Raw genomic sequence first — 24181 nt, forward strand, 5'->3', positions numbered from 1 at the left:
TAATCATCCGTCCATCCCCTTGTCTTCTTTCTCCGGAGGCCGGCGCCAACGACCGGCCAGCCGCCGCGCGAGGCGGGCCAGCGGCGACGGCCGCGACCAGAACCGCCGCGCCCGCATCTTCGCCAACCTGGCCCAGCGCCACGGCAAGGAGGCGCGCAGACGTTCGAACACCCATGCGCGAAGCCGCTCGAAGCGCCGGTGCCAGCGCACGAACCACGGCACCGACATCAGCGCCGGCCGCGTCAGCGTGAACAGCCAGGCCACCAGCGCGGTTCCTCCGAGCTTGGCCAGCAGGATCACCGCCAGGCCAAGCAGCGCATGGCCTTGCTCGATCAGGAACAGCGCTGCCAGCTTGACCGGCAGCAAGGCCAGCGCCGGAGCCAGAAACAGGGCCAAGGCCACTCTGGGAGAGCGCCCCGCTACCCAGCGTTCCAGCGCCGCAAACGGCGGCCAGCGGCCCAGCCGGGCAAGCGCCGCGGCCAGTTCGTCCCAGGCGAACTCTTCGAAAACGATGATCGCCGCCAGCAGCAGCGCCAGCGGCCAGGTCATCGCCCGCCGCGCGCGCAGCCATGGCGACGCTTGCGTGTCCCGCCTTCCCATGCGGACCGCTCAGGTGCGGGCCAGATCCAGCCACTTGGCGACGTGGCGGGGCTGGTATTGCCGCATCCAGTCAAGCAACGCCGGCAGGTCGCGTTCGATGCGGAACAGGTCCAGATTGCCCTTGGGAACGAAGCCTTCGCTCACCGCATGCTCCACCAAGGCCTGCAACGGCTGGTAGAAGCCGCCGGCGTCCAGCACGCCCACCGGCTTGTTGTGCACCGACAGCTGCGCCCAGGTCAGAATCTCGAACAACTCATCGAAGGTGCCAAAGCCGCCAGGCAGCGCGACGAAGCCGTCGGACAACTGCGCCATCATGGCCTTGCGCTGATGCATGGTCTCGGTGACGTGCAGCTCGGTCAGGCCCATGTGCGCCACTTCCTTGGCTTTCAGGAATTCCGGGATCACGCCGATCACCTTGCCGCCCGCCTCAAGGGCCGCATCAGCGGCCACGCCCATCAACCCCACATTGCCGGCGCCGTACACCAGGGTGATATTCTGCTCGGCCAGCGCGCGGCCGAATGCGCGGGCCGCGTCCTCGTATTCCGGATTACCGCCTTTGTTGGAGCCGCAGAACAGGCAGATCGATTTCATTTTCTTCATCCATTTCTTGCAAAAAAACAAGGGCCGGAAGATTCCGGCCCCGGGTCATTCCTGACGGCTCACAACACCGCCATCGGATAGGAGCCCAGCACCTTGACGAAGGACGTGCGCTCGCCCAGGCCGGCCAGCGCCTTCAGCACCCGCTCGTCCTGGCGGTGGCCTTCCAGGTCGATGAAGAACACATAGTCCCACAGGCCCGCGCGCGACGGACGCGACTCGAACTTGCTCATCGACACGCCGTTGGACGCGACCGGTTCCAGCAATTGGTGCACCGCGCCCGGCCGGTTGGGTGCGGAGACCACGATGGAGGTCTTGTCCTGCCCGCTCGGGCCGACATCCTGCAGGCCCAGCACCAGGAAGCGCGTGGTGTTGTTGGGCTCGTCTTCCACGTTTTCCGCCAGTTTGAACAAGGCGTAGCGCTCGGCCGCCGCCTGCCCGGCGATGGCGGCCGCGGTTTCGTCCTCGGCCGCCAGGCGGGCGGCTTCGGCGTTGCTGGCCACCGACACGCGCTCCACGTCGGCCGGCAGATTCTTGTTCAGCCATTCGTGGCATTGCGCCAGAGCCTGGGCGTGGGCGTAGATCCGGCGAATGCCGCCCACCCCCTCGGCCTTGCGCAGCAAGTGGTGGTGAATGCGCAGCACCACCTCGCCGCAAATCTTCAGCGGCGAAGTGACCATCAAATCCAGGGTGCGTCCCACCGCGCCTTCGGTGGAGTTCTCCACCGGCGCCACCACGTAATCGAGCGCGCGCGACTCCACCAGCCGGAACGCCTCGTCTATCGAGCTACAGGCGATGGTGCGGGCCGCGTGGCCGAAGTGCTTGATGGTGGCCAGTTGGCTAAAGGTGCCTTCCGGCCCCAGATAGGCGATAGACAGCGGCTTTTCCAGCGCCAGGCATTCCGACATCACTTCGCGGAACAGGCGGGCGATGGACTCGCTGGGCAGCGGGCCGGGGTTCAGGTCCTTCAAACGGCGGAGCACCTGGGCCTCCCGCTCCGGGCGGTAGATGACGCCGCCGCCCTTGATCTCTCCGATCTCACGGGCATGGCTGGCGCGCTGGTTCAGCAGCTTGAGGACTTCGACGTCGATGGCGTCGATGGCGTTGCGGTGTTGCTTGAGACGTTCTTCAGACACTGGTTTCTGACTCTCTGACGATGGCGAACTGGCTTTTTCTATATCTTACAGTTTCCGCGAGATAGCCGCCGCTCGCAAGCGCCATGCGCCGGATGCGGGCCAAATGCCGAGCCGGCCCGGCGCGCCAGATGCCCTCAACTCCAGCCGCCCTCCTCCAGCCTGGCCAGCAATTGCTCGATGCGCTCCGCCGTTTCCAGCGGTTTTTCCAGCGGAAACAGGTGGCTGCCCGGCTGCTTGTCCACCATGACCGCGAAATGCTTGCGCATGAAAGCCAGGTCGCTGTCGCGCAGCACATCCGACGCCGAGCCGGCCAGCAAGGCCGCCGGCACCTTCAGCCGCCCGCGATGCCGGGGAAAGTCGTGCGGCAGCGTCGCGTAGATATCGTGCTCCACCTGCGGGCGGAATTTGAGCCGGCGGCCGCCCTTGCCGTCGTCCTGCGTGCCATGCAGCGCGTAATCGGCCAGACAGTCGGGATCGAAGCGGGCGAACTTGGGCTTGCGCGCGAAATAGTCGTGCGCCATCTCCACCGTGGCCCAGTTGTCGCGGCGCGCCAGCGTATTGCCGCCCGGCGTCACGCGCTGGATGAAGCCCAGCCGCTTGGCCAGCCAGATGCCGAAGGAGCGCGACGGACCCATCAGCGGCGAATCCAGAATGATGATGGCGCGGAACAGATCCGGCCGCTTCAGCGCCGCGTAGAACATCAGGAAGCCGCCGAGCGAATGGCCGACGCCCACCACGGGGCCGCGATAGCGCGCTTCGATGAAGCGGATGCTCTCGTCCACCAGATGCGGCCAGCAATCGGTGATGGGAAAATCCGGATCGTGGCCTATCGTATCCAGATAGCCGACGTCGCGGCTTCCGGCCAGCTTGCCCAGCATCTTGCCGTACACCGACGCGGGAAAGCTGTTTGCATGAGCGAAATGAATGGCTTCTCGCATAACCCCTCTTGATATCCTCGTTCTTATTTTTCATAAGCGGAACGCTGTCTGCGCCCCGTCTGCCCAGCTATACTAGCCGCTTCCCGAACATCAGGGACGCGGCGGCCTCCGTTTGCCGGGCGATGCGATTTGATGCATATTGCATCACGCATCGTAAAAACGGAACCGCAAACCGTTTACATCGTCACAGTTCCATCGCCAACCGCAAAAAGAGTCTGCACGTGCAAGCATACCTCCATTCCTTTTATCGATCGGCCTGGCTATGGCTGGCGTCCGTGATCGCCTGTCTTGGCCTCGCCCTGCCCGCCCACGCGGTCAACCAGGAAGACCTGCTCCCGCCGGAGCAGGCCTTCGCCGCCCAGGTCAGCCGCAGCGGCGATCAGTTGCAGCTGACGCTGGACGTCGCGCCCGGCTACTATCTGTACCGCGACCGCATCAGCATCAGCACCACGCCGGCTGATCTGGCCGGCAAGCCGACGCTGCCCACCGCCCAGGAAAAGAACGATCCTTACTTCGGCAAGCAGCAGATTTACCATGGCAAGCAGCTGATCACCATCCCGCTGGCCGCCGGCGCGCCGGCCGACTTCCAGCTGAACGTGAAGCTGCAAGGCTGCGCGGAAGCCGGCGTCTGCTATCCACCCTACACCCACAAGCTGAAGGTGGGCCAGGCGGGCGGCTCGAGCAACAAGCTCAGCGCCTGGACGGAGGTCGACCCGTCGGGAAAAGCGTCGGCCGGTAACAGCGAGTTGGCCGCCCAGGGTTGGCTGGCCACACTGGGCACCTTTCTGCTGGCGGGTCTGGGCATGGCGTTCACCGCCTGCATGTACCCGCTGCTGCCCATCGTTTCATCGCTGATTGCCGGCCAAGGCGCAACCCTCAGCCGTGGCCGCGGCTTCCTGCTGTCCCTGCTCTACGTGCAAGGCCTGGCGCTCACCTATACCGCGGTCGGCGTCGTCGCCGGACTGACTGGCTCGCTGCTGACGGTATGGCTGCAGCAGCCGGCGGTGGTGCTGTCCGCCAGCGCGCTGATGGTGGTGTTCGCGCTGTCGATGTTCGATCTGTTCACCATCCAGCTGCCGAACGCGCTGCAATCCCGGCTTGCCGACACCTCCAACCGCCTGAGCGGCGGCAAGGCCGTCACCGTATTCCTGATGGGCGCGCTGTCGGCCTTGATCATCGGCCCCTGCGTGGCCCCCCCGCTGGCGCTGGCACTGGGCTATATCGGCAGCACCGGCGACGCGCTGCTCGGCGGCGCGGCGCTGTACGCGATGGCCATGGGCCTGGGCTTGCCGCTGATCGCCATCGGCACCTTCGGCGGCCAGGTATTGCCGCGCGCCGGCCACTGGATGAAGGCGGTGAAGTCCGCGTTCGGCGTGGTGATGCTGGGCCTGGCCATCTGGCTGGCCACGCCTTTCCTGCCGGCCTCGCTGGTGATGCTGCTATGGGCTGCACTGCTGATCGGCTCCGCAGTCTTCTTGGGCGCTTTCGACAGCCTGTCCAACACAACCAAGGCCAGCGCGCGCCTGGGCAAGGCGCTTGGGCTGCTGCTGTTCCTGCTGGGCGGCGCCCAGCTGGTCGGCCTGCTGTCCGGCGCAGATAATCCGCGCTATCCGCTGAAGCTGATCACCGCCAGCAGCGCCGAGGGCGCCGCGCAGCAACACTTCCAGCCGGTAGTATCCATCGCTGAGCTCGACGCCAAGCTGGCCGAGGCCAAGGCCGCCGGCAAGCCGCTGTTGCTCGATTTCTACGCCGACTGGTGCGTGGCTTGCAAGGAAATGGAGGCGGATGTCTTCCCGCAACCGCAGGTGGCGGCGCAGATGCAGCGTTTTGTCTTGCTGCGCGCCGACGTCACCGCCAACAGCCCCGAGCACCAGGCGCTGCTCAAGCGCTTCGGCCTGTTCGGCCCGCCGGGCATCATCCTGTTCGATAGCCAGTCCCGCGAAAGCAACCGAGTAGTCGGCTACACCCCCGACGACGCATTTGCCGGCGAGCTGGGCAAGGTGGCAAACTAGCGCCGTATCCGGCCGGCGCCATCGCGCGCCGGCCTCCATTTCCGCCACCTAGAACGGATGCCTTCATGCCTCCCCTGTCCAACGCTTTTCCCAATGTCAGCATCCTAGGCGCGTTCCGAGTCGCCATACTGGCCTTGTTGGTGGTCGCCTGCCTGAAAGTGCTGCAACCCTTTCTCGGCGCGCTGACCTGGGCCGCCATCATCGCCATTTCCGCCTGGCCGCTATACAGCCGATTGAAGCTGCGGCTGCGCGGCCGCCACAAGCTGGCCGCGCTGCTGATCGTACTGGCGCTGTCCGCCGCGCTGGCCATCCCGATCGGGCTGATGGCGCTGACGCTGGCCGACACGCTGCCGCACCTAGCCAATCTGGCGCATGATCTGACCAGTTTCCGGCTGCCCGACGCGCCGGCTTGGCTGGTGAACCTGCCCGTGGTCGGCGACAGCCTGCAGAAGCTGTGGCAAAGCACTCAGGCCGACCTGCCGGGCTTCTTCGAGAAAGTCCGCCCCGCGATCAACCAGGCGGCGCTGTGGCTGCTGTCCGGCGGTGCCAATCTGGGCTTGAGCCTGCTGGAGATAGTGCTGGCGATAGCCGTCGCCGGCCTGTTGCTGATCAACGGCGACAAGCTGTGGGATCTGGTGGAGCGCATCGTGGTCAAGCTGGGCGGCGAAACCGCCAGCGACCTGCCTGAAGTGATCGCCCGCACCATACGCAGCGTCACCACCGGCGTGGTCGGCACCGCGCTGGCGCAAACCATTCTGTGCGTGATCGGCTTGTTGATCGCCGGCGTGCCCGGCGCGCTGGTGCTGGGCTTCCTGTGCTTCATCGTCGCGGTGGCGCAGATGCCGACGCTGGTCGTCTGGCTGCCGGCCGCCGCCTGGGTGTTCTACACCGGCCACACCGGCCTGGGCATATTCCTGCTGATCTGGGGCTTCCTGCTGATCAACACCATAGACAACATTCTGAAGCCGCTGTTGATCAGCCAGGGCGCGCAGATGCCGCTGTCGGTGATTTTCCTGGGCGTGATCGGTGGCCTGATCGCCTGGGGGGTGATCGGCCTGTTCATCGGCCCCACCCTGCTGGCGGTGGGCCTGACCATGCTGCGCCACTGGCTGCAGCGTGAGGACAACGAGGAACTGGCCTGCGAGGGCGAGCAGGGCTGAAGCCGCTCTCCAAAAAAAAGCGGCGCGGCATCCTGATATGGATGCCGCGCCGTTTTGTTTTCGACCTCGCCGCTCAATAGTCCGGACAACAGACTATCCAGTCCTCCTCCGTCACCTCTAGATGGCAGGCCAGCCTCCATGGCTCAGGCTCATTCCACTCCTTGCTGGCCGCCAGCTCGGCGCCGATCGCGCCGGCGCGCAGCAGCACGTTGCGCTCCTTGCCGCCAAGCCGCTGCGGCGCGGCCATGCCGGCGATCCTGACCTTGCAGGTGCCGCAGGTTCCCTGGCCGCAACGCCAATGCAGCGGCACATCGGCCAGCCGGGCGATGTCGAGCAGATTGTCGCCCGCCATCGCTTCCGACTCGTTCAGCAAGACTCCGCTCTCGCTGACGAAGCGTATTCGCGTCACGTCAGCTCCAGGTAAGCCAGCTCGTCGCCCGGCTTCACCTGCTGGCCCGGCTGCAGCCAGACCAGGCCATCGGCCCAGGCGCAGGACATCAGCACGCCGGAGCCCTGCTGCGGATACAGCTGCAACGCCCCCCCGACTTTGCGCACCCGCAGGAACTCGCTGCGCCGCGGATCGGGCCTGTCCCAGACAAACGCCGCCGGCAGCCGCTGCGCCTCCGGCGGCGGCGCCTCCAGGCCCATGCGTTTCAACAAGAAGGGCTTGATCAGCGTTTGCAGCGTCACGTAGCCGGACACCGGGTTGCCCGGCAAACCGATGAAATCGGCCTCGCCCAACTTGCCGTAGGCCAGCGGCTTGCCCGGCTTGATCGCCACTTTCCACAGCGTCAGTTCGCCCTCGGCTTCCACCGCGGCCTTGACGTGGTCCTCCTCGCCGACCGACACGCCGCCGCAAGTGATTACCACGTCGGCCACCGCCGCCGCGTCGCACAGCAGCTGGCGGGTGGGCTCCAGCGCATCGCCGACATGGCCTAGGTCTATCACTTCGCAACCCAGCTGCTGCAAGGCCGGCAACAGCCAATAGCGATTGGAGTTGTAGATCTGCCCTTCGCCCAGCGGCTGGCCAGGCTCCACCAGCTCGTCGCCGGTGAAGAAGGCCGCCACCCGCAATCGCGGCAGCACGGGCAGCCGCGCCAGGCCGATGGAGGCCGCCAGGCCCAGATCGGCGGCGGAGAGCTCTCGCCCGGCTTCCAGGATGCGCTGGCCGCAAGCGATGTCCTCGCCGCGGCGGCGGATGTTCTGCCCCAAGCCAGGCTCGGCGCTGAAAGTCACGCGCCCAGCGTCGTCCACCTCCGCCTGTTCCTGCATGATCACCGCGTCCGCTCCAGGTGGAATCGGCGCGCCAGTGAAAATGCGGACTGCGGTGCCTGCCGCAAGAGGCTCAGGCACGCTGCCAGCGGGCACCCGCTGCGACACCGCCATCGCCGGCGCCAGATCGGCGCAGCGCAGCGCGTAGCCGTCCATCGCGCTGTTATCGTGCGGCGGCACATCCACGCCGGCCGCCACCGGCTCGGCCAGCACGCGGCCCAGCGCTTGCATCAGCGGCAGTTCTTGATGGGTGTTCAGCGGCTTGGCGCGTTCCAGCAGCCAATCCCGCGCCTGTTGATAGCTCAGCATGCGATGTTCCAATCCTGTCTTGCGATGGGCCCGGCCCATCCTTCACAAGCCCCCATCATAGCACGCGCAATCATGTAAAAAGCCCGCCGGCGTTGAGCGGGCGGGCTTGGAACGAAACTGAAAACGCATCAGCGCGACTTGACGAAAGGCACGCCGATCGCCTTCGGCGCCAGGGCGCGGCCGACGAAGCCGGCCAGCAGCAGCACGGTCAGCACGTAGGGAATCACGGCGATCGCCTGCGACGGGATCTGGCCCACCACCGGCAGCGCCACGCCTTCCAGACGGATCTGGATCGCGTCGGCGAAGGCGAACAGCAGGCAGCCGATCACCGCCGGCACCGGACGCCACTTGCCGAAGATCAGCGCGGCCAGCGCCAGGAAACCCTTGCCCGCGGTCATTTCCTTGATGAAGCTGCCGGTCTGGTAGACGGACAGATAGGTGCCGGCCATGCCGCACAGCATGCCGCCCCAGAACAACGCGGTGTAGCGCACCTTGGCCACCGAGATGCCGGCGGTGTCGGCGGCGTGCGGGTTCTCGCCCACCGCGCGCAGCCGCAGGCCGAAGCGGGTCTTGTACAGCATCCAAGTCACCAGCGGAATGACGATGAACACCGTCAGATACACCAGAATGCTGTGGCCGGATATCAGCTTGCTGTACACCAGGCCCACTACCGGCACGTCGCGCAAGGCGTCGGCGAACGGCAGCGTTATCTCATGGAAGCGGCCGTCGTCGGGCAGTTGCGGCGAGTTGCCGCCCTGCTGGAACCAGGCCAGCGCCAGCACCGGCGTGATGCCGGAGGCGATGGTGTTGATCGCCATGCCGGAGATCAGCTGGTTGCCGTTGTAGGTGACGGAGACGAAGGCGTGCACCATGGCCAGCGACACGGCGGCCATCATGCCGGCCAACAGGCCGATCCACGGGTTGTGGGTGACATAGGCCGCGGCGGCGGAGGCGAAGGCCGCCGCCAGCATCTTGCCTTCCAGGCTGATGTCCACCACGCCGGAGCGCTCGGAGAACATGCCGGCCAAGGCGGCCAGCACCAGCGGGGTGGCCACGCGCACGGTGGAATCGAGGAGACTGAAAAACATTTCCATATTACTTGTCCTTGCGCTTGAACAGGCCGGCGATGAACGGCTCGAACAGGTTTTCCAGCGCGCCGCAAAACAGGATGATCAGGCCCTGGATGAACAGGATCATCTCGCGGGTGATCATCGGTTTTTCGAACGACAGGTCGGAGCCGCCCTGGGTCAGCGCGCCGAACAGCAGCGCGGACAGGACGATGCCCACTGGGTGGTTGCGGCCCATCAGCGCCACGGCGATGCCGACGAAGCCAACACCGTTGGTGAACAGTACGTTCATCCGGTGCGAAGAGCCCAGCAGGTCGTTGACCGAGGCCAGCCCCACCAGCGCGCCGGACACGCACATCGCCACGATGATGGTGCGGCTGACGCTCATGCCGGCGTAGCCCGCGGCGTGCTCATTGGTGCCGACAGTGCGCAGCGTGAAGCCCCAGCGGCTATGCCAGACGATCAGATAGAACAGGCCGGCCGCCAGCAGCGCGAACACGAAGGACAGGTTCAGCGGCGAATTCGGCAGGGAGGCGAACACCTCGTGCATCTGCGGAATCCAGCCGTTCTCGGCGAACAGGCGGGTGGTCGGGTTCTGCGAGCCGGCTTCGATCAACTGGTGGCTGATCAGGTACAACATCAGCGAGTAGGCGATGAAGTTGAACATGATCGTGGTCACCACGATGTGGCTGCCGCGCTTGGCCTGCAGATAGGCGGGGATATATGCCCAGGCCGCGCCGAAGCCCATCGCCGCCAGCATGGCCAGCGGAATCAGCACATAGGGCGGCAGCGTGTGGTCGAAGCCCAGCATCACCAGCGTCACGCCCAGGCCGGCCAGATAGGCCTGGCCTTCGCCGCCGATGTTGAACAGGCCGGCGTGGAAGGCGGTGGCCACCGACAGGCCGGCGAAGATGAAGCTGGTGGTGTAGAACAGCGTGTAGCCTATGCCCTCACCGTAGCCGAAAGCGCCGTGGATCAGCAGTTGCAAGCATTCCCAGGGGTTCTCGCCAATCATCCAGGTGACGAGGCCCGTCACCAGCAAGGCGGCCAGCAGATTGAGCGCCGGCAGGATGGTCAGCTGCGCCCAACGCGGCAGAGTGGATGGTTGTCCGAATTTCAATGCTTGTGCCCCCCCATGAGCAAGCCGAGGGAAATGGTGTCGGCGTCCTTGGCCGCCACTTCGCCAGTGATCTGGCCGCCGGCCATCACCAGGATGCGGTCGGACAAGGCCAGGATTTCCTCAAGTTCCACCGAGACCAGCAAGATGGCCTTGCCTTCGTCGCGCAGCTCGATCAGCCGCTTGTGGATGAATTCGATCGCGCCGATGTCGACGCCGCGCGTCGGCTGGCCGATCAAGAGCAGGTCCGGATTGGCGTGGATTTCCCGCGCCAGCACCACTTTCTGCTGGTTGCCGCCGGACAGCAGGCCCACGCGCAGCAGCGGGTTGCCCGGACGGATGTCGAACTGGGCGATGAAGTCGCGGGTGCGCTCCACCAGCTTCTTGCGCGAGTACAGCGGGCCGCTGTTCAGCGTCTTGTCGTCGTGATAACCGAGGATGGCGTTCTCATAGGTAGAGAACGCCTTGACCAGGCCCTCGCGCGAGCGGTCCTCCGGAATGTGGCCGATGCCGCGCTGGCGGTAGACGGCGGCGCGCGGCTTGCGGCGGCACGGCAGCTTGAGCAGATCTTCGCCCTTGTAGATCACAGCGCCCGCGCTCGGATCGCGCATGCCGGCCAGCACTTCCAGCAATTCGGACTGGCCATTGCCGGACACGCCGGCGATGCCGACGATCTCTCCCGCCCGGACCTGGAAGTTCAGGTTGTCCAGCAGCTTGACCTTGCGCTCGTCGATCAGGGTCAGGCCTTTGACATCCAGCACGGCGGCGCCGGCCTGGCTATCGGCCTTGTCCACCTTCAGCGACACCTTGCGGCCCACCATCAGGTCGGCCAGCTTTTCCTTGTCCACGTCGCAGGTGCGGACGTTGTCCACCACGGTGCCGGCGCGCATCACGCTGACGTTGTCGGTGATGTCCATCACCTCGCGCAGCTTGTGGGTGATCAGGATCACGGTCTTGCCCTGCGCTTTCAGCGAGCGCAGGATGTGGAACAGGTGGTCGGCCTCCTGCGGCGTCAGCACCGCGGTCGGCTCGTCCAGGATCAGCACGTCGGCGCCGCGGTACAGCGCCTTCAGGATTTCCACCCGCTGCTGCAGGCCTACGCCCAGGTCGCCGACCAGCGCGTCTGGATCCACTTCCAGCGAGTAGTTCTTGTTCAGTTCCTTCAGATGCTCGCGGGCCTCGTCCATGCCGCCCTTGAGCAGCCGGCCGCCTTCGGCGCCCAGCACGATGTTTTCCAGCACAGTGAAGGTTTCCACCAGCATGAAGTGCTGGTGGACCATGCCGATTCCCAGTCGGATGGCTTCCTGGCTGTTGCGGATGCGGACATCCTTGCCGTTCACGCGGATGGTGCCGCTGTCGGCATGGTAATAGCCGTACAGAATGCTCATCAGCGTGGACTTGCCGGCGCCGTTCTCGCCGATGATGCCGTGGATGCTTCCCTTCGGCACGCTCATCGTCACGTCGCGATTGGCCTTGACGGCACCAAAGCTCTTGTTGATGCCTGTCAGTTCAATGGCAAACTCGGTCATGCTTGATATGTTCCCGATTCTTCGATTCTTGTTTCCCCGGCGGCACGAACAAACAGCCGCGATGATGAATCACCGCGGCTGCGCCCCGCTTTCAGGGAAGTCGCTGCCTTCGTTATTGCGCCGGGCAGCTGTTGTTGGCGCGGTAATCCACCACCTTGATCTTGCCGCTGATGATCTCGGCCTTGGCGGCGGCGATCTTCTTTTCCATGTCCGGCGTGATCTGCGGACGGTTGTTCTTGTCCAGCGCCCAATCCACGGCTTGCTCCTTCAGGCCCAGCACTTTCACGCCGGACTTCCAGGAGCCGTCCTTGGCTTCCTTGAAGGTGTTGTAGACGGCGACATCCACTTTTTTAACCATGGAAGTCAGCACCGAGCCCGGGAACAGATAGTTCTGGTTGCTGTCCACGCCGATGGAGAACTTGCCGGCGTTCTTGGCGGCCTGCAGCACGCCCATGCCGGTGCCGCCGGCGGCGACGAAGATCACGTCCGCGCCGCGGTCGAATTGGCTCTTGGCCAGCTCGGTGCCGCGCGCCGGGTCATTGAAAGCCTGCGGAGTGGTGCCGGTCATGTTCTGCAATACGGTGACGTTCTTGTTGGCGTACTTGGCGCCTTGCGCATAGCCGCAACCGAAGGCGCGGATCATCGGGATGTCCATGCCGCCGATGTAGCCTACCTTGCCGGTCTTGGATTTCAGCGCGGCGGCCATGCCCACCAGGAAGGAGCCTTCCTGTTCCTTGAACACGATGCTCTGCACGTTCGGGCCCTTGGCCACGGCGTCGATCAGCGCGAACTTGACCTTGGGGAATTCCTTGGCCACGGTTTCCACGGCCTGGGAGAAGTTGAAGCCGACGGCGACCACGATGTCGGTGTCGCGGCTGGCCATCTTGCGCAACAGCTGCTCCTTCTGCGCGTCGGAGGAGATCTGGCCTTCGCGGTAGTTGACCTTGAAGTCCTTCTTGAAACGTTCCGCGCCATTGTAGGCGGCTTCGCTGAAGCTCTTGTCGAACTTGCCGGCCGAATCGTAGATCACGGCGGGAGTGAAGTCTTTGGCGCACGCGGCAGCGGACAGAACTGCGGCGGCGACAGCGAAGCTGATACGTTTCAGTTGGATGGTCATCTCTATAACTCTTGGATTGAGTTGGTCAACGCGCCAGGCTCCATGCAGGCGCGGCGATTGCAACAGCGCGGACTATGAATGGTGACAGCGAAAATTGCGGTTGGCATGTAACCTGCCGACTACAGCTCAAGCTGTGCTTAAGAGCCTGTTCAAAGGCTTTTTGCGAGCAACGCAGTCCGACCAGCAGGCCAGATGCAAGGCGGAGGGCGTAGGTCTTGGCGATTCCAAGACCTAGCCTGACAACGCCGCAGATCGCTTGCTGGCAGGGTCGCCCTCCAGAGCCACTTTCTGTCGGCGCATGACGTTGCCAAACGCCCCTTGCAGTGAATGACGCTGCGACGGATCGTTTTTCGCGTCCTGCATCCGGCAAAAAATGGCCGATGCCACAAAAATCCTTTGAACAGGCTCCAAGGGCCTGGACCGCCTCCTGCGCAATGCAAAAAACGGCTGCAGACACCACTTTGTCGTTCTTCTGAGCGCGGCGAATTGTAATGAGCGTTAACCTGGCTGTAAACAATTTCCTCTCGACTTTGAAATACCATGTCGCAAACATTTCTTCATCTAAAAATATTGACTTGCCCACAAGCCGCGCCAGGCCTGGATTACGCAAACAGCATTCCGCACTTGTCATGACTGTCTTTAATTGGATTGACCCAACACAAAACTTAACGGCTATATCCAAAGCAGCGCGCAAGCCCTACAATTCCGCCCTGCTCAAAACCTTTGTATCCATGCTGCAAATACTGTATCGGGACGATCAACTGATCGCCATCCAGAAACCCGCCGGCCTGCTGGTGCACCGCACCGTGCTTGACCGCAACGAAACCCGCTTCGCCATCCAGCTGCTGCGCGACCAGATAGGCCAACGCGTCTACCCGGTGCACCGGCTGGACAAAGGCACCTCGGGCGTACTGCTGTTCGCGCTGGACAAAGACGCCAGCCGCGAGATGAGCTGGCAGTTCGAACGCCAGCAAGTAGCCAAGCGCTACCTGGCAGTGGTGCGCGGCCACGCCGACGACGCCGGCCATATCGACCACCCGCTCAGCCGCCGCCCGGACGACCTGGAATGGATAGGCGAAAAGGTGGAAACCGCGCCGCAGCCAGCCCAGACCGATTACCGCACGCTGGCACGGATCGAGCTGCCGATAGCGGTGGAACGCTACCCCACCAGCCGCTACAGCCTGGTGGAACTGGCTCCGCTGACTGGCCGCCGCCATCAACTGCGCCGCCATCTGAAGCACATCGCCCACCCCATCATCGGCGACTCCACCCATGGCAAGGGCCGCCACAACCGGATGTTCGCCGACGAGCTGGACTGCGCGCGCATGCTGCTGGCCTGCGTGGAAATGCGTCTGACCCACCCAGTCACTAGCCAGCCGCTGCGGCTGGACTGCCCGCTGGAAGAGAACTTCTCCGCGCTGCTGACGCGCCTGGGCTGGGCTGACGCCGCGCGCGCCGCCGGCATCGAACTAACCATCTGAAAGACAACAATAATGCTCAGCTACCGCCACGCCTTCCACGCCGGCAACCACGCCGATGTGCTCAAGCATCTGATCGAGATCGAGCTGCTGAATTACCTGGGCCAGAAAGACAAGCCCTACTGGTATATCGACACCCACGCCGGCGCCGGCGCCTATTCGCTGACCGAAGGTTACGCCACCAAGAACGCCGAGTTCGAAACCGGCATCGCCCGCCTGTGGCAGCGCGACGACCTGCCGGAAGCCGTGCGCAATTACGTGGACGTGGTCAAGCGGATGAACCCGGACGGCGAGCTGAAGTTCTACCCCGGCTCGCCGTGGTGCGCGGCCGATGTGATGCCGGAAAGCGACAAGCTGCGCCTGTTCGAATTGCACCCCAGCGACGCCCAGATTCTGCAGGAAAACTTCGCGGGCTCAGGCCGCCGGGTGCAGATCCAGCAGGCCAACGGCTTCGACGGCATCAAGGCCGTGCTGCCGCCGCCGCCGCGCCGGGCGCTGGTGCTGATCGATCCGCCTTACGAGGACAAGCGCGACTACCACAACGTGGTCACCGGCTTGAAAGAAGGCCTGAAACGCTTCGCTACCGGTGTTTACGCGGTGTGGTATCCCTGCCTGCAGCGCGCGGAAATGAAAGAGATGATTCCCGAGCTGAAAAAGCTGCCCGCCAAGAGTTGGCTACGGGCGGAGCTGCACGTGCAAGGCCCGTCAACCGACGGCTTCGGCATGCACGGCAGCGGCATGTTCATCCTCAACGCGCCATGGACGCTGCCGCAAACCCTGAACGAAACGCTGCCCTACCTGGTGCAGCACCTGGGCCTCGATGCCAAGGCCAGCTTCATTCTGGAAACCGGCGGCGATCTGTAAAGCTTCCCCCTCCGTGCAACGACAAGCGCCCTCCCCGGCGCTTTTTTTACGTGCATCGCCGGATGCATGCCTGCCTGGCATTACTCCGCGAATATTACTCCATATAAAGTATCTTTATTTGAAATAAAACTACATGACAAATGGCTTTTAAAATGCATAATGCCAATTGCATTTCAGTGAAAGCCGCTGCCATGATGTTCGTCAAAGACGGCGGAATCGTCTGTTTGCCGATTGCGCTGCGGCATGGAAAACCGCGCCGCCACCTAAACCGCCGGTTCGAGCCCCGGCAACGCTACGCCCACCCAGAGGAGCCGTCATGAGCAGATTGCCGTTCAACCAGGGCCAGCCGGCCTTCATCCCGCTGAGCACCTTCCAACGCTACCCGGAAGCGGAGATGGTGGAGCGCTCCCGCGCCTTCTACGCCGACATCCGCCGCCGCAAGACGGTGCGCGAATTCACCAGCCAGCCCGTCCCGCGCGAAGTGATCGAGAACGCGCTGCGCGCCGCCGGCACCGCGCCGTCCGGCGCCAACCACCAGCCCTGGCATTTCGCCGTCGTCAGCGACCCGGAATTGAAACGGAAAATACGGGAAGGCGCGGAAACAGAGGAGCGCGAATTCTATACACACAGGGCCCCGCAGGAATGGAAGGACGCGCTGGCGCCGCTGGGCACGGATTCCGACAAGCCTTTCCTGGAAACCGCGCCGTACCTGATCGCCATCTTCGGCCAGAAAAAGACCGTGCTGGACGACGGCAGCGAGATCAAGAACTACTATGTGCCGGAGTCCATCTCCATCGCCGCCGGCTTCCTGATCGCGGCGCTGCACCACGCCGGCCTCGCCACCCTCACCCATACGCCCAGCCCGATGAACTTCCTCAATCAGTTACTGGACCGCCCCTCGCATGAGAAGCCCTACATCCTGCTAGTAGTCGGCTATCCGGCGGACGATTGCATGGTGCCCAATATCGGCAAGAAGTCTCTGGAGGAAATCGCCAGCTTCTACTGAGCGCGCCGGCCATGGTATGCTGCGCGCCCCGGCAACGTTCCCCCGCGCCCAGCACCATGGCCAAACTGTTTTTCCGATACGCCGCGATGAACAGCGGCAAGAGCACCCAGCTGCTGCAGATCGCCAACAACTACGAATCGATGGATAAAAAGGTGGCCTTGTACACCAGCGCCATCGACGACCGCTACGGCGTGGGCATGATCACCTCGCGGCTCAACATCCAGCGCGAATCCAACACCTTCGACGCCGGTTTCGATTTCCTGGCTCACGATTACGGCGACACCGCCTGCGTCCTGATCGACGAAGCGCAGTTCATGACGCCGGAGCAGGCGCAGCAGCTGCACCGCCTCGCCCACTCCCGCAACATTCCGGTGATCTGCTTCGGCCTGCGCACCGACTTCCAGGGCCATCCCTTCCCTGGCTCGGCCTGGCTGCTGTCGCTGGCCGACGATGTGGAAGAAATCAAGACCATCTGCCACTGCGGCCGCAAAGCGACGATGCATATCCGCATCGACGGCGCCGGCAAACGGGTGAAGGAAGGCCCGCAAGTGGAAATCGGCGGCGAGGCGCGTTACCGCGCCGTGTGCGGCCGTTGCTTCCACAAGGACTAAGCCCACGCGGCAGTCAACATTCTCGGGCTGGCCAAGACCGGCCCGTTTTCATTCCACCCGCACATAGGCCCGCAAGCGGTGGCCATCCGGGTCCAGCGCTACGAAGGTGCGGCCAAAGTCCATGTCCGTGATGGGTTGCAGAATGCGCAGCCCCTGCGCGCGCCAATCGGCGAGGCAGGCATCCAGCGCCGCGAAATCCTCAATCTGAACCACCAACTCGCCGCCGCCGCCCAAAACATCCGAGGCCGGCTCGACAGTATGGCGCGACCACAAGCCCAGCCGCATGCCAGAGGCGAACTTGAACATCGCGAAGGTGGGCGATTGCTCGATAGGCTGCAGATCGAACAGCCGGGAATAGAAACGGGCGCTTTGTTCCGGCTGATCCACATACAGAATGACGAAGTTGGGGTGTTTCATGGCTGTTCTCCTTGGGTGAGCGCCGAAATCGCTTCGGCATGCAGTCATGCTAAGCCAACTTACTGTCAGTTTTTGTCAGTAGTCACTTCATCGCCAATATGACAATATGCTTTTCAAACCGCATCATCTGCCACCGCGATAACCATGCTGCCCCAATTCCGCCAGCCATCGCCCCAGAGACCTCCCGCCAAAGCCATGCTTGGCGTAAAGTCGCCAAGCTGGCCGGCGTCAACAAGGATGGCTCAACCGAATATTTCTACGCCATCGACCTGAACACCAAACCCGAGGACTGAATATGCCTTACGTCAATGTGCAGATCACCGTCGGCGCTACACGTGAACAGAAAACCGCGCTGGTGAAAGACATCACCGATTCGCTGGTCCGCCATCTGGGCAAGAAGCCCGAGCTCACCCACATCGTGATCCAAGAGATCGCGGAAGAAGATTGGGGTTACGCCGGCCAGTTGACCGACGATTGGAAACGCAACCAGAGTTGAGCCCCTCCGGCGCTTGGCCAAAGGAAGTCCGCATGCGGCATCATCACCGCCAAATAACAGGCGATACGACGCAACCCAGCCTGGTCTTCCTGCATGAGGGACTGGGCTGCGACGCAATGTGGGGAAGCTTCCCCGACCAGCTGTGCGAGGCGACCGGCCTCGCCGGCCTGGTCTACGACCGCCAAGGCTATGGCCGGTCCGCGCCATTGGATCGCCCGCGCACCGTCCACTACCTCCATGAATACGCATTGAACGAGCTGCCATCCGTATTGGAGGCGTTGCTGCCGGGGCGGGATTACATTCTGATCGGCCACTCCGACGGCGGCAGCATCGCACTGCTGCATGCAGCCGAACAGAGTCCAAGGCTCAAGGCCGTCGTCACCCTGGCCGCCCATGTCTTCGTCGAGAACGTCACGCTTGCCGGCATCCGACGAGCTCGGGAAGCCTGGAATGCCGGCAAACTGGCCGGTTTGGCCCGATTTCACGGCGACAAAACGGGAACGCTGTTTCATGCCTGGGCCGACGCCTGGCTCAGCCCGGGTTTCGTCCACTGGAACATCGAATACGCGCTGCCCTCGATATCTTGCCCGACGCTGGCCTTGCAGGGCGAGCATGACCAGTACGGCAGCGCGGCTCAGCTTGACGCCATTGCCGGCAAAACGCAGAACGGCCGCCAGCTGACGCTGCCGAACTGCGGCCACAGCCCGCACCTGGAAGCGCCGCAAGCCACGCGGGACGCAATCGCCGGCTTCATCGCCGAGCATTGCCGCCATCGATCCGCATCTCAAAGGTAAAACCATGTTGTTCACCGAAATGCCCGTGCTGGACCACCCTGATGCCATCCTGCGCCCGCTGTATCCGGATGATGTCCTGGCCTGGTACGACTACCTGACCCTGCCGCAGGTGTTCGAGCACACCAGCTGGAACGTGCAGGCCCAATCCGAGCTGGAGCACTATGCCTGGCCGCCGGAACAATTCACCGAGGCCAGCGCGCTGCGCCAGACGCGACAACGATCGCCTGCTCGGGACCATCGGCTTTCATACCGTTGCCTCGGTCAATGCCAGCGCGGAAATGGCGTATGATCTGTCCCCCGCTGCCTGGGGCCGCGGCATCGCCACAGCCGCTTGCGCCAGCCTGCTGAAATGGGGACACAGCCAGATCGGCCTGGCCCGCGTCCAGGCGACGGCCCTGCCGGAAAACACGCGCTCCATCCGCGTGCTGGAACGTGTCGGCTTTCAGCGCGAAGGTTTGCTGCGCAGCTACCGCAAGGTGCGCGGCCCCTCGCGCGATTTTTGGATGTACAGCCATATCGGATAGGAAGAAACGATGATCCAACTCGCCCGGCAAGATCAGGACATAGAGCATTGCTTCGCCGTGATGCGGCAACTGCGGCCGCATCTGCAGGCTGACGCTTTCGTCGCAACCGTGCGCGCCCAAATGGCCGAAGGCTATCAACTGGCCTACCTGCGGGACGGCGACGCCGTCGCCTGCGTGGCCGGTTTTCGCCTTCAACGCACGCTCATCGCCGGCAAGAGCTTGTATATCGACGACCTCGCCACCGATGAAACCATACGTTCACGCGGCCACGGCGCGGCAATGATGGATTGGCTGCGCCAGCTGGCCGTGGCCGAAGGCTGCGGCGAAATCCACCTGGACTCCGGCGTGCAGCGCCACCGCGCCCACCGTTTCTACCTGAACCGCAATATGGACATCGTCGCTCATCATTTCTCTGAATTGCTCAAACATGACTGAAACGGTGACCATCATCCCGCATCAAGCCCGCTGGACCAACGAGTTCGAAGCCGTCGCTGCGCGGCTGGGCGCTGCGCTGGGCAGCCTGGCCCTGCGCATCGACCACATCGGTTCCACCTCGGTGCCCGGTCTGGCAGCAAAGGATGTGATCGACGTTCAGATCACGGTGGCGGAACTAGACGAGAACGTGCTCCGAAGCCTGAGCGACGCCGGCTTTGCCCTCAAACCATTCAACCGCGATCACTTGCCGCCCGGATTCGACGATGTCGGCGAGCCATGGCGCAAGTTCTTCTTCCGCGAGCAGGAGGGCGAACGCCGCGCCCACATCCATGTGCGACGGGTGGGCGCGGCCAATCAGCGCTACGCCCTGCTGTTCCGCGACTATTTGCGCGCCCATCCGGCCATGTCGGCAGCCTACGGCGAGCTAAAACAACGGCTGGCGGCCGGACTTGCCGATCCAGACAGTTATCCGGACGTGAAGGACCCCGCAGTGGACCTGATCTACCTCGCGGCCGAGCAATGGGCGGCTCAGACCGGCTGGCAACCAGCCGCATAGCCTGAAAATGCCCGCGCAGCCGCCATTCCGGGGCTGCCAGCCGGGCGGAAAAGACTACTGACAGAAACTGGCAGCGGCATCGATTACCTTTGGGCCATCCGCAAGACCCGCTGGGTCCGGGATTCGTTTCCAAACTTACCAAGGCAATCCGATGAAACGCGCCATCACCATCATCACCGACAATTTTTCCGACTGGGAAACCGCGCTGATCAACTCCTCAGCCCGCGGCTATTACGGCTTCGACGTCAGCTTCGCCGCCCCCGGCGGCAAACCCGTCATTTCCTCCAGCGGCCTGATGGTCACGCCCCATCTGGCGGTGGAGGCCATCCAGCTTGAGCGGCTGGACCTGCTAATCGTTTGCGGCGGCACCATCTGGCAAACCGCGCAGGCGCCGAATATCACCGGCCTAGTCGCCGCCGCCCGGGCCCAAGGCGCCGTCGTCGCAGGGATTTGCGACGGCACCCGCGTCTTGGCGCAGGCCGGCGTGCTGAACCGCGTGCGCCACACTTCCAATTCTGCGGCGAACCTGGCGCTGCCCGGCTATGCCGGCGCCAGCCTCTACCAGGATGTGCCCCATGCCGTCGGAGACCAGGGCGTCGTCACAGCGCCGGGCACCGCCCCGGTCAGCTTCATGGCGGAAATCCTGGCGGCCCTGGGCATCGGCGGCGCCGATCTGGACGCCTACCTCGCCCAGCACGCCGCCGAGCACGGCGGGCGCTGAGCGCCTCGCGTCAAGCCGCGCCGACGGCGATACCCAGCTGCAGCCGCCATTCTTTCAGCAATGCCTGGCGGCGGCGCGGGTAGCGCTCGTCCAGGCTGTCGCACCGCCGTATCCTGTCGCAACGGAAATGGCGGAAGTCCTCGCGCAGCTCGCACCAGGCCGCCAGCACCTGGGTCTTCTCGAAGAAGCCCAGCGCGAACGGCCACACCACCCGCCGGCTGTCGCCGCCGTCCGCATCCCGATACAGCAGCTCCAGCTTGCTCTGGCGGCGGATGGCGTCGCGCAGCGCGCCCATGTCCACCGTGATGGCCGGCGCAGCGGCCGGCCCCACCAGCAGCGTCTCATCCTCCAGCCGCCGCCTCAGATCGTCCGGCAACACAGCCGCCACCTTGGCCAGCGCATTGCCGGCGGCGCGGCCGAGCCGGGAATCGGCCCGCTTCTCCACCCAGCGCATGCCTAGCACCAATGCCTCGATCTCCTCCTCGGCGAACATCAGAGGCGGCAGCAGGAAGCCCGGCCGCAGTTGATAGCCGATGCCCGCCTCGCCGGCGATGTCCGCCCCTTGCAGCTGCAGGCTGGCGATGTCGCGGTAGACGGTGCGCACGCTGACGCCCAGCTCCTCGGCCAGCGTCTGCGCCGTCACCGGGCAGCGATAGCGGCGCAGCGACTGCAGCAGTTCCAGCAGACGATCGGAACGCGCCATGGGTCAGGCGATCGCCGGATAGCCACCCAAGCCGTCCGGCCAGGGCGTCAGCACTTCGAAACCGTGATCGGTCACCGCCACCATGTGCTCCCATTGCGCCGACCACGAGCCATCCTGCGTCACCACGGTCCAGCCGTCGCCCAGCTGCCGGGTGCCGGCCTTGCCGGCGTTGATCATGGGCTCGATGGTGAAGACCATGCCCGGCCTCAGTTTCAGCCCCGCGCCGGGCTTGCCGTAATGCAGCACCTCCGGCTCCTCGTGGTAGACCCGGCCGATGCCATGGCCGCAATACTCGCGCACCACGCTGAAGCCGGCCGCTTCGGTGATGATTTGGATCGCGTGCCCCACATCGCCCAGCGTGGCGCCCGGGCGCACCGCGAGGATGCCGGCGCGGGTGGCGTCGTAGCAGGTTTCCACCAAGCGCCTGGCCTCCGCGCTCGGCTTACCCACATAGAACATCCGGCTGCTGTCGCCATGCCAGCCGTTTTTGATCACCGCGACATCGATGTTGACGATGTCGCCGTCGCGCAGGATCTGCTTCTCCGATGGTATGCCATGGCATACCACCTGGTTGACCGATGAGCAGATGGTCTTGGGATAGCCGTAATAGCCGACATTGGCCGGCTTGGCCTTCTGCACTTTGACGATGTATTCGTGGCAGCGCGCGTCCAGCTCCTCGGTGCTGACGCCGGGTTTCACGTGCTCGCCTATCATCGCCAGCAGTTCCGCCACCAGTTTGCCCGCCTCGCGCGCCTTGACCACCTCGGCCGGGGATTTGATCGTCACCTTGCTCATCTCGCCGCCTCCGCCTGTCGGCGCAGATCCAGGCCGCCGCCATCCTGCCCGGCCTGCAGCAGCAACTGGCAAATCTCGCTGTAACGCAAATCCGGATTCAGTTCGGCCAGCATGCCGATGCGCAGCCAGTGCTCGGCCTGGGAGTTGATCGAACGGCTCAGCGCCTCGCTCGCGGTGCGCAGATTGTCGTGCATCCGCTCTGAAATCTTGACGATGCCCATGGTCGCCCCTAATAAACGATTAATATATGAAACGTATATTAATAACCTTGAGCCTGCGTTGCAACCATGCTGGCGGGTCGACTAGAATGCCGCACCCACTCAGGAGCCCTCCTCCCATGCGCAATTGATGCCGCCGTGCCGCGCACGGCCTTGAAGTCCTTCGGACCCCAAGCCATGGCCACATGGAGCATCCGCATGCCCTTGCTACAGATACAACAGCTGCAATACGCGCTGCCGGACGGCTGTCAGCCCTTTCCGGCCCTGGGCCACGCCTTCCCCTTTCGCCGCACCGGCCTGGTCGGCCGCACGGTTGCGGCAAATCGCTGCTGGGGCAGCTACTGGCAGGCCAGATCGCCCCTCATGCCAGACACGTGCTGCGCGGGGGCGGCATCCATCTCCTGCCGCAAGAACTCGATCCCGACACTCATCCCACCGTCGCGCATCTGGCGGGAATGGCGGAAACGCTGGCGGCGTTGCGGAGTGTTCGCGACGGCTCGCTGGATGAGCGCGACTACCAATTGCTTCAAGACCATTGGGATTGCGAATCATCGTTTCAACAATTGCTGCCCGACGCCGGCCTAAATGGAATAAGTCCGGATACTCCCAGCGCGGCGCTCAGCGGCGGCGAAGCGATGCGCGTGGCGCTGGCCGCCAGGCTTTGCGCCACGCCTGCGCCGTAATTGCTGCTGCTTGACGAGCCAGACATTCATCTGGACCGAGACAGCCGCCACGCCCTGCTGGCCATGTTGGCGCCATATCGCTGTGCGCTGCTGGCGGTCTCCCATGATCTGGACTTCCTGGCGAAGTTGCGGCCTAATCGATGGCTGTGGCTGAAAACCGACAGCCCGCACGCAAGGTTTGACGGCGTTCCGCAAGAAATGCTCGCGACTCTTGGATGGTAATTCTTGCAATTCAAGTTGATATTGTACAGAATCAAATCATGGATACCGACAAGCCCAAACAGCACGGCGGAAAACGCTCAGGCGCCGGCCGCAAATCCGTCTTCGGCGGCGACAAGACCGTCGCCTTGCGCGTGCCGGAGCCGCTCAAGCCCATCCTGCAGCAATGGCTGGACGACTACCGCAGCTGGCGCACCGCCAACAGCGCGCAGGCATTCGACTTTCGCACGCTGGGCGCTCAGCTGAGCGAACTATCTTTGCCGCTGTTCGCCGGCAGCGTACCCGCCGGCTCTCCGGTGGCGGCGGACGATCTGAAAGAAGCCGATATCGACCTCAACACCCATCTGGTCAGCCGCCCCGGCGACACCTTCATGGTCAAAGTCAAGGGCGACTCCATGCAGGGCGCCGGCATACACGACGGCGACCTGCTGCTGGTGGAGCGTGGCCGCGAGCCGCGCAACGGCAAGGTGGTGGTGGCCGTCCTCAACGGCGAGCTGACGGTCAAGCGGCTGGAACGCGGCCCGCAAGGCATCCGCCTGTTGCCGGAGAACCCGGCCTACCAACCGATCGAAGTGCCGGAAGACGCATCGTTTCATATCTGGGGCGTGGTGACCAATGTCATCCACAAAGTGGACTAGCGCGAAGGAGACTGCAATGGGAAAGCTCAACGACAGCATCAAGATGAAGTTCAACGACTGGAAGCGCCTGCCCCGTCCTTACCGCGCGATGATCGCCGGCCAGCCTCAGGTGCTGATCAGCCGCACCGGACGGGACTTTTTCGTGCCGGTCCAGTTTGTCTGATGACAT

Annotated in this window: 32 protein-coding genes; 17 read left to right on the forward strand and 15 right to left on the reverse strand. The window is 64.0% G+C overall.

What is annotated here, in order from left to right; all coding sequences use genetic code 11:
* Positions 1 to 3 precede the first annotated feature (3 nt).
* The 4 genes from LQR33_RS06595 to LQR33_RS06610 all read right to left on the reverse strand — a co-directional run bounded on the left by LQR33_RS06595 (position 4) and on the right by LQR33_RS06610 (position 3271).
* A complete protein-coding gene (locus LQR33_RS06595) occupies positions 4 to 600 on the reverse strand; it encodes a hypothetical protein (RefSeq protein WP_231468046.1) in 597 nt (198 codons plus the stop codon).
* Positions 601 to 609: 9 nt separating this feature from the next.
* The gene (locus LQR33_RS06600; protein WP_104948122.1) at positions 610 to 1191 is read right to left on the reverse strand and encodes an LOG family protein; all 582 of its coding nucleotides are present in this window, start codon (positions 1189 to 1191) and stop codon (positions 610 to 612) included.
* Between the two features lie 68 nt (positions 1192 to 1259).
* Complete coding sequence (gene pheA / locus LQR33_RS06605; RefSeq protein WP_221664438.1) at positions 1260 to 2333, reverse strand: prephenate dehydratase; 1074 nt, start codon at positions 2331 to 2333, stop codon at positions 1260 to 1262.
* 134 nt (positions 2334 to 2467) lie between these two features.
* Complete coding sequence (locus LQR33_RS06610; RefSeq protein ID WP_021476821.1) at positions 2468 to 3271, reverse strand: alpha/beta fold hydrolase; 804 nt, start codon at positions 3269 to 3271, stop codon at positions 2468 to 2470.
* 221 nt (positions 3272 to 3492) lie between these two features.
* On the opposite strand from LQR33_RS06610, the gene LQR33_RS06615 reads away from it, so the two are divergent.
* Both LQR33_RS06615 and LQR33_RS06620 read left to right on the forward strand, forming a co-directional pair.
* The gene (locus LQR33_RS06615; RefSeq protein ID WP_231468049.1) at positions 3493 to 5283 is read left to right on the forward strand and encodes a protein-disulfide reductase DsbD; all 1791 of its coding nucleotides are present in this window, start codon (positions 3493 to 3495) and stop codon (positions 5281 to 5283) included.
* A gap of 65 nt (positions 5284 to 5348) precedes the next feature.
* Positions 5349 to 6443 carry an AI-2E family transporter gene (locus tag LQR33_RS06620; protein ID WP_221664440.1) on the forward strand — a complete coding sequence of 365 codons (1095 nt, stop codon included), beginning with the start codon at positions 5349 to 5351 and terminating at the stop codon, positions 6441 to 6443.
* 73 nt (positions 6444 to 6516) lie between these two features.
* Here the strand turns inward: LQR33_RS06620 and LQR33_RS06625 are convergent, their stop codons facing one another.
* The 7 genes from LQR33_RS06625 to LQR33_RS06655 form a co-directional block, all read right to left on the reverse strand.
* Entirely contained in the window at positions 6517 to 6852 is a 336-nt protein-coding gene (locus LQR33_RS06625; RefSeq protein ID WP_231468051.1) for a 2Fe-2S iron-sulfur cluster-binding protein, read from the reverse strand.
* The gene (locus tag LQR33_RS06630; RefSeq protein WP_231468053.1) at positions 6849 to 8024 is read right to left on the reverse strand and encodes a molybdopterin molybdotransferase MoeA; all 1176 of its coding nucleotides are present in this window, start codon (positions 8022 to 8024) and stop codon (positions 6849 to 6851) included. The genes LQR33_RS06625 and LQR33_RS06630 overlap by 4 nt, the downstream gene beginning before the upstream one ends.
* A gap of 128 nt (positions 8025 to 8152) precedes the next feature.
* Positions 8153 to 9118: an ABC transporter permease gene (locus LQR33_RS06635; protein WP_231468055.1), complete on the reverse strand. Its 966-nt coding sequence runs from the start codon at positions 9116 to 9118 to the stop codon at positions 8153 to 8155.
* A 1-nt stretch (position 9119) separates the two neighbouring features.
* Complete coding sequence (locus tag LQR33_RS06640; RefSeq protein WP_021476815.1) at positions 9120 to 10211, reverse strand: ABC transporter permease; 1092 nt, start codon at positions 10209 to 10211, stop codon at positions 9120 to 9122.
* Positions 10208 to 11737 (reverse strand): ABC transporter ATP-binding protein, encoded by a 1530-nt coding sequence (locus LQR33_RS06645; protein ID WP_221664444.1) that lies wholly within the window; start codon positions 11735 to 11737, stop codon positions 10208 to 10210. The genes LQR33_RS06640 and LQR33_RS06645 overlap by 4 nt, the downstream gene beginning before the upstream one ends.
* Before the next feature lie 112 nt (positions 11738 to 11849).
* Positions 11850 to 12854 carry a BMP family lipoprotein gene (locus tag LQR33_RS06650; RefSeq protein WP_021476813.1) on the reverse strand — a complete coding sequence of 335 codons (1005 nt, stop codon included), beginning with the start codon at positions 12852 to 12854 and terminating at the stop codon, positions 11850 to 11852.
* Between the two features lie 25 nt (positions 12855 to 12879).
* The gene (locus tag LQR33_RS06655) at positions 12880 to 13485 is read right to left on the reverse strand and encodes a hypothetical protein (RefSeq protein WP_231178216.1); all 606 of its coding nucleotides are present in this window, start codon (positions 13483 to 13485) and stop codon (positions 12880 to 12882) included.
* Between the two features lie 100 nt (positions 13486 to 13585).
* Here LQR33_RS06655 and LQR33_RS06660 point away from each other — a divergent pair, with 100 nt between their 5' ends.
* The 4 genes from LQR33_RS06660 (at position 13586) to LQR33_RS06675 (ending at position 16813) form a co-directional block, all read left to right on the forward strand.
* Entirely contained in the window at positions 13586 to 14335 is a 750-nt protein-coding gene (locus LQR33_RS06660) for a tRNA pseudouridine(65) synthase TruC (RefSeq protein WP_166439175.1), read from the forward strand.
* Positions 14336 to 14347: 12 nt separating this feature from the next.
* A complete protein-coding gene (locus LQR33_RS06665; RefSeq protein ID WP_221667151.1) occupies positions 14348 to 15196 on the forward strand; it encodes a 23S rRNA (adenine(2030)-N(6))-methyltransferase RlmJ in 849 nt (282 codons plus the stop codon).
* Between the two features lie 316 nt (positions 15197 to 15512).
* On the forward strand, positions 15513 to 16202 hold the full coding sequence (locus tag LQR33_RS06670) for a nitroreductase family protein (protein WP_221667152.1): 690 nt from the start codon (positions 15513 to 15515) through the stop codon (positions 16200 to 16202).
* A gap of 56 nt (positions 16203 to 16258) precedes the next feature.
* Positions 16259 to 16813, forward strand: a complete 555-nt coding sequence (locus LQR33_RS06675) for a thymidine kinase (protein ID WP_031296276.1) — start codon at positions 16259 to 16261, stop codon at positions 16811 to 16813.
* A 48-nt stretch (positions 16814 to 16861) separates the two neighbouring features.
* Here the strand turns inward: LQR33_RS06675 and LQR33_RS06680 are convergent, their stop codons facing one another.
* A complete protein-coding gene (locus LQR33_RS06680; protein ID WP_166439178.1) occupies positions 16862 to 17230 on the reverse strand; it encodes a VOC family protein in 369 nt (122 codons plus the stop codon).
* Positions 17231 to 17525: 295 nt separating this feature from the next.
* On the opposite strand from LQR33_RS06680, the gene LQR33_RS06685 reads away from it, so the two are divergent.
* From LQR33_RS06685 to LQR33_RS06715, 7 genes are all read left to right on the forward strand, one after another.
* Entirely contained in the window at positions 17526 to 17726 is a 201-nt protein-coding gene (locus LQR33_RS06685; RefSeq protein WP_231468057.1) for a tautomerase family protein, read from the forward strand.
* Between the two features lie 32 nt (positions 17727 to 17758).
* Entirely contained in the window at positions 17759 to 18520 is a 762-nt protein-coding gene (locus tag LQR33_RS06690; RefSeq protein WP_231468059.1) for an alpha/beta fold hydrolase, read from the forward strand.
* A 4-nt stretch (positions 18521 to 18524) separates the two neighbouring features.
* Positions 18525 to 18809 carry a hypothetical protein gene (locus LQR33_RS06695; protein ID WP_231468172.1) on the forward strand — a complete coding sequence of 95 codons (285 nt, stop codon included), beginning with the start codon at positions 18525 to 18527 and terminating at the stop codon, positions 18807 to 18809.
* Positions 18757 to 19044: a GNAT family N-acetyltransferase gene (locus LQR33_RS06700; RefSeq protein WP_231468166.1), complete on the forward strand. Its 288-nt coding sequence runs from the start codon at positions 18757 to 18759 to the stop codon at positions 19042 to 19044. Before LQR33_RS06695 ends, LQR33_RS06700 begins: the two co-directional genes overlap by 53 nt.
* A 9-nt stretch (positions 19045 to 19053) precedes the next feature.
* Positions 19054 to 19479 (forward strand): GNAT family N-acetyltransferase, encoded by a 426-nt coding sequence (locus tag LQR33_RS06705; protein ID WP_114072387.1) that lies wholly within the window; start codon positions 19054 to 19056, stop codon positions 19477 to 19479.
* Positions 19472 to 20035, forward strand: coding sequence for a GrpB family protein (locus tag LQR33_RS06710; RefSeq protein WP_166439181.1), 564 nt, complete (start codon positions 19472 to 19474; stop codon positions 20033 to 20035). Before LQR33_RS06705 ends, LQR33_RS06710 begins: the two co-directional genes overlap by 8 nt.
* Before the next feature lie 151 nt (positions 20036 to 20186).
* On the forward strand, positions 20187 to 20756 hold the full coding sequence (locus tag LQR33_RS06715; protein WP_221665669.1) for a type 1 glutamine amidotransferase family protein: 570 nt from the start codon (positions 20187 to 20189) through the stop codon (positions 20754 to 20756).
* Positions 20757 to 20766: 10 nt separating this feature from the next.
* Here the strand turns inward: LQR33_RS06715 and LQR33_RS06720 are convergent, their stop codons facing one another.
* The 3 genes from LQR33_RS06720 to LQR33_RS06730 are packed head-to-tail and all read right to left on the reverse strand — an operon-like array spanning position 20767 to position 22475.
* The gene (locus tag LQR33_RS06720; RefSeq protein ID WP_231468061.1) at positions 20767 to 21459 is read right to left on the reverse strand and encodes a helix-turn-helix transcriptional regulator; all 693 of its coding nucleotides are present in this window, start codon (positions 21457 to 21459) and stop codon (positions 20767 to 20769) included.
* Positions 21460 to 21462: 3 nt separating this feature from the next.
* Complete coding sequence (gene map / locus LQR33_RS06725) at positions 21463 to 22254, reverse strand: type I methionyl aminopeptidase (RefSeq protein WP_231468063.1); 792 nt, start codon at positions 22252 to 22254, stop codon at positions 21463 to 21465.
* Positions 22251 to 22475, reverse strand: a complete 225-nt coding sequence (locus tag LQR33_RS06730) for a ParD-like family protein (protein ID WP_021476798.1) — start codon at positions 22473 to 22475, stop codon at positions 22251 to 22253. Before LQR33_RS06730 ends, map begins: the two co-directional genes overlap by 4 nt.
* 182 nt (positions 22476 to 22657) lie before the next feature.
* On the opposite strand from LQR33_RS06730, the gene LQR33_RS06735 reads away from it, so the two are divergent.
* Genes LQR33_RS06735 through LQR33_RS06750 form a run of 4 tightly spaced genes read left to right on the forward strand, consistent with a single transcriptional unit; the run spans position 22658 to position 24175 of the window.
* Positions 22658 to 23155, forward strand: coding sequence for an ATP-binding cassette domain-containing protein (locus tag LQR33_RS06735; protein WP_231468065.1), 498 nt, complete (start codon positions 22658 to 22660; stop codon positions 23153 to 23155).
* Positions 23156 to 23377 carry a P-loop NTPase family protein gene (locus tag LQR33_RS06740; RefSeq protein WP_231468068.1) on the forward strand — a complete coding sequence of 74 codons (222 nt, stop codon included), beginning with the start codon at positions 23156 to 23158 and terminating at the stop codon, positions 23375 to 23377.
* A 38-nt stretch (positions 23378 to 23415) separates the two neighbouring features.
* Positions 23416 to 24012 carry a LexA family protein gene (locus LQR33_RS06745; protein ID WP_166439187.1) on the forward strand — a complete coding sequence of 199 codons (597 nt, stop codon included), beginning with the start codon at positions 23416 to 23418 and terminating at the stop codon, positions 24010 to 24012.
* A 16-nt stretch (positions 24013 to 24028) separates the two neighbouring features.
* Positions 24029 to 24175, forward strand: coding sequence for a hypothetical protein (locus LQR33_RS06750; RefSeq protein WP_021476793.1), 147 nt, complete (start codon positions 24029 to 24031; stop codon positions 24173 to 24175).
* Positions 24176 to 24181 lie beyond the last annotated feature (6 nt).

Origin of the sequence: Chromobacterium piscinae, assembly GCF_021129175.1 — a bacterium.
Lineage (GTDB): Bacteria > Pseudomonadota > Gammaproteobacteria > Burkholderiales > Chromobacteriaceae > Chromobacterium > Chromobacterium piscinae.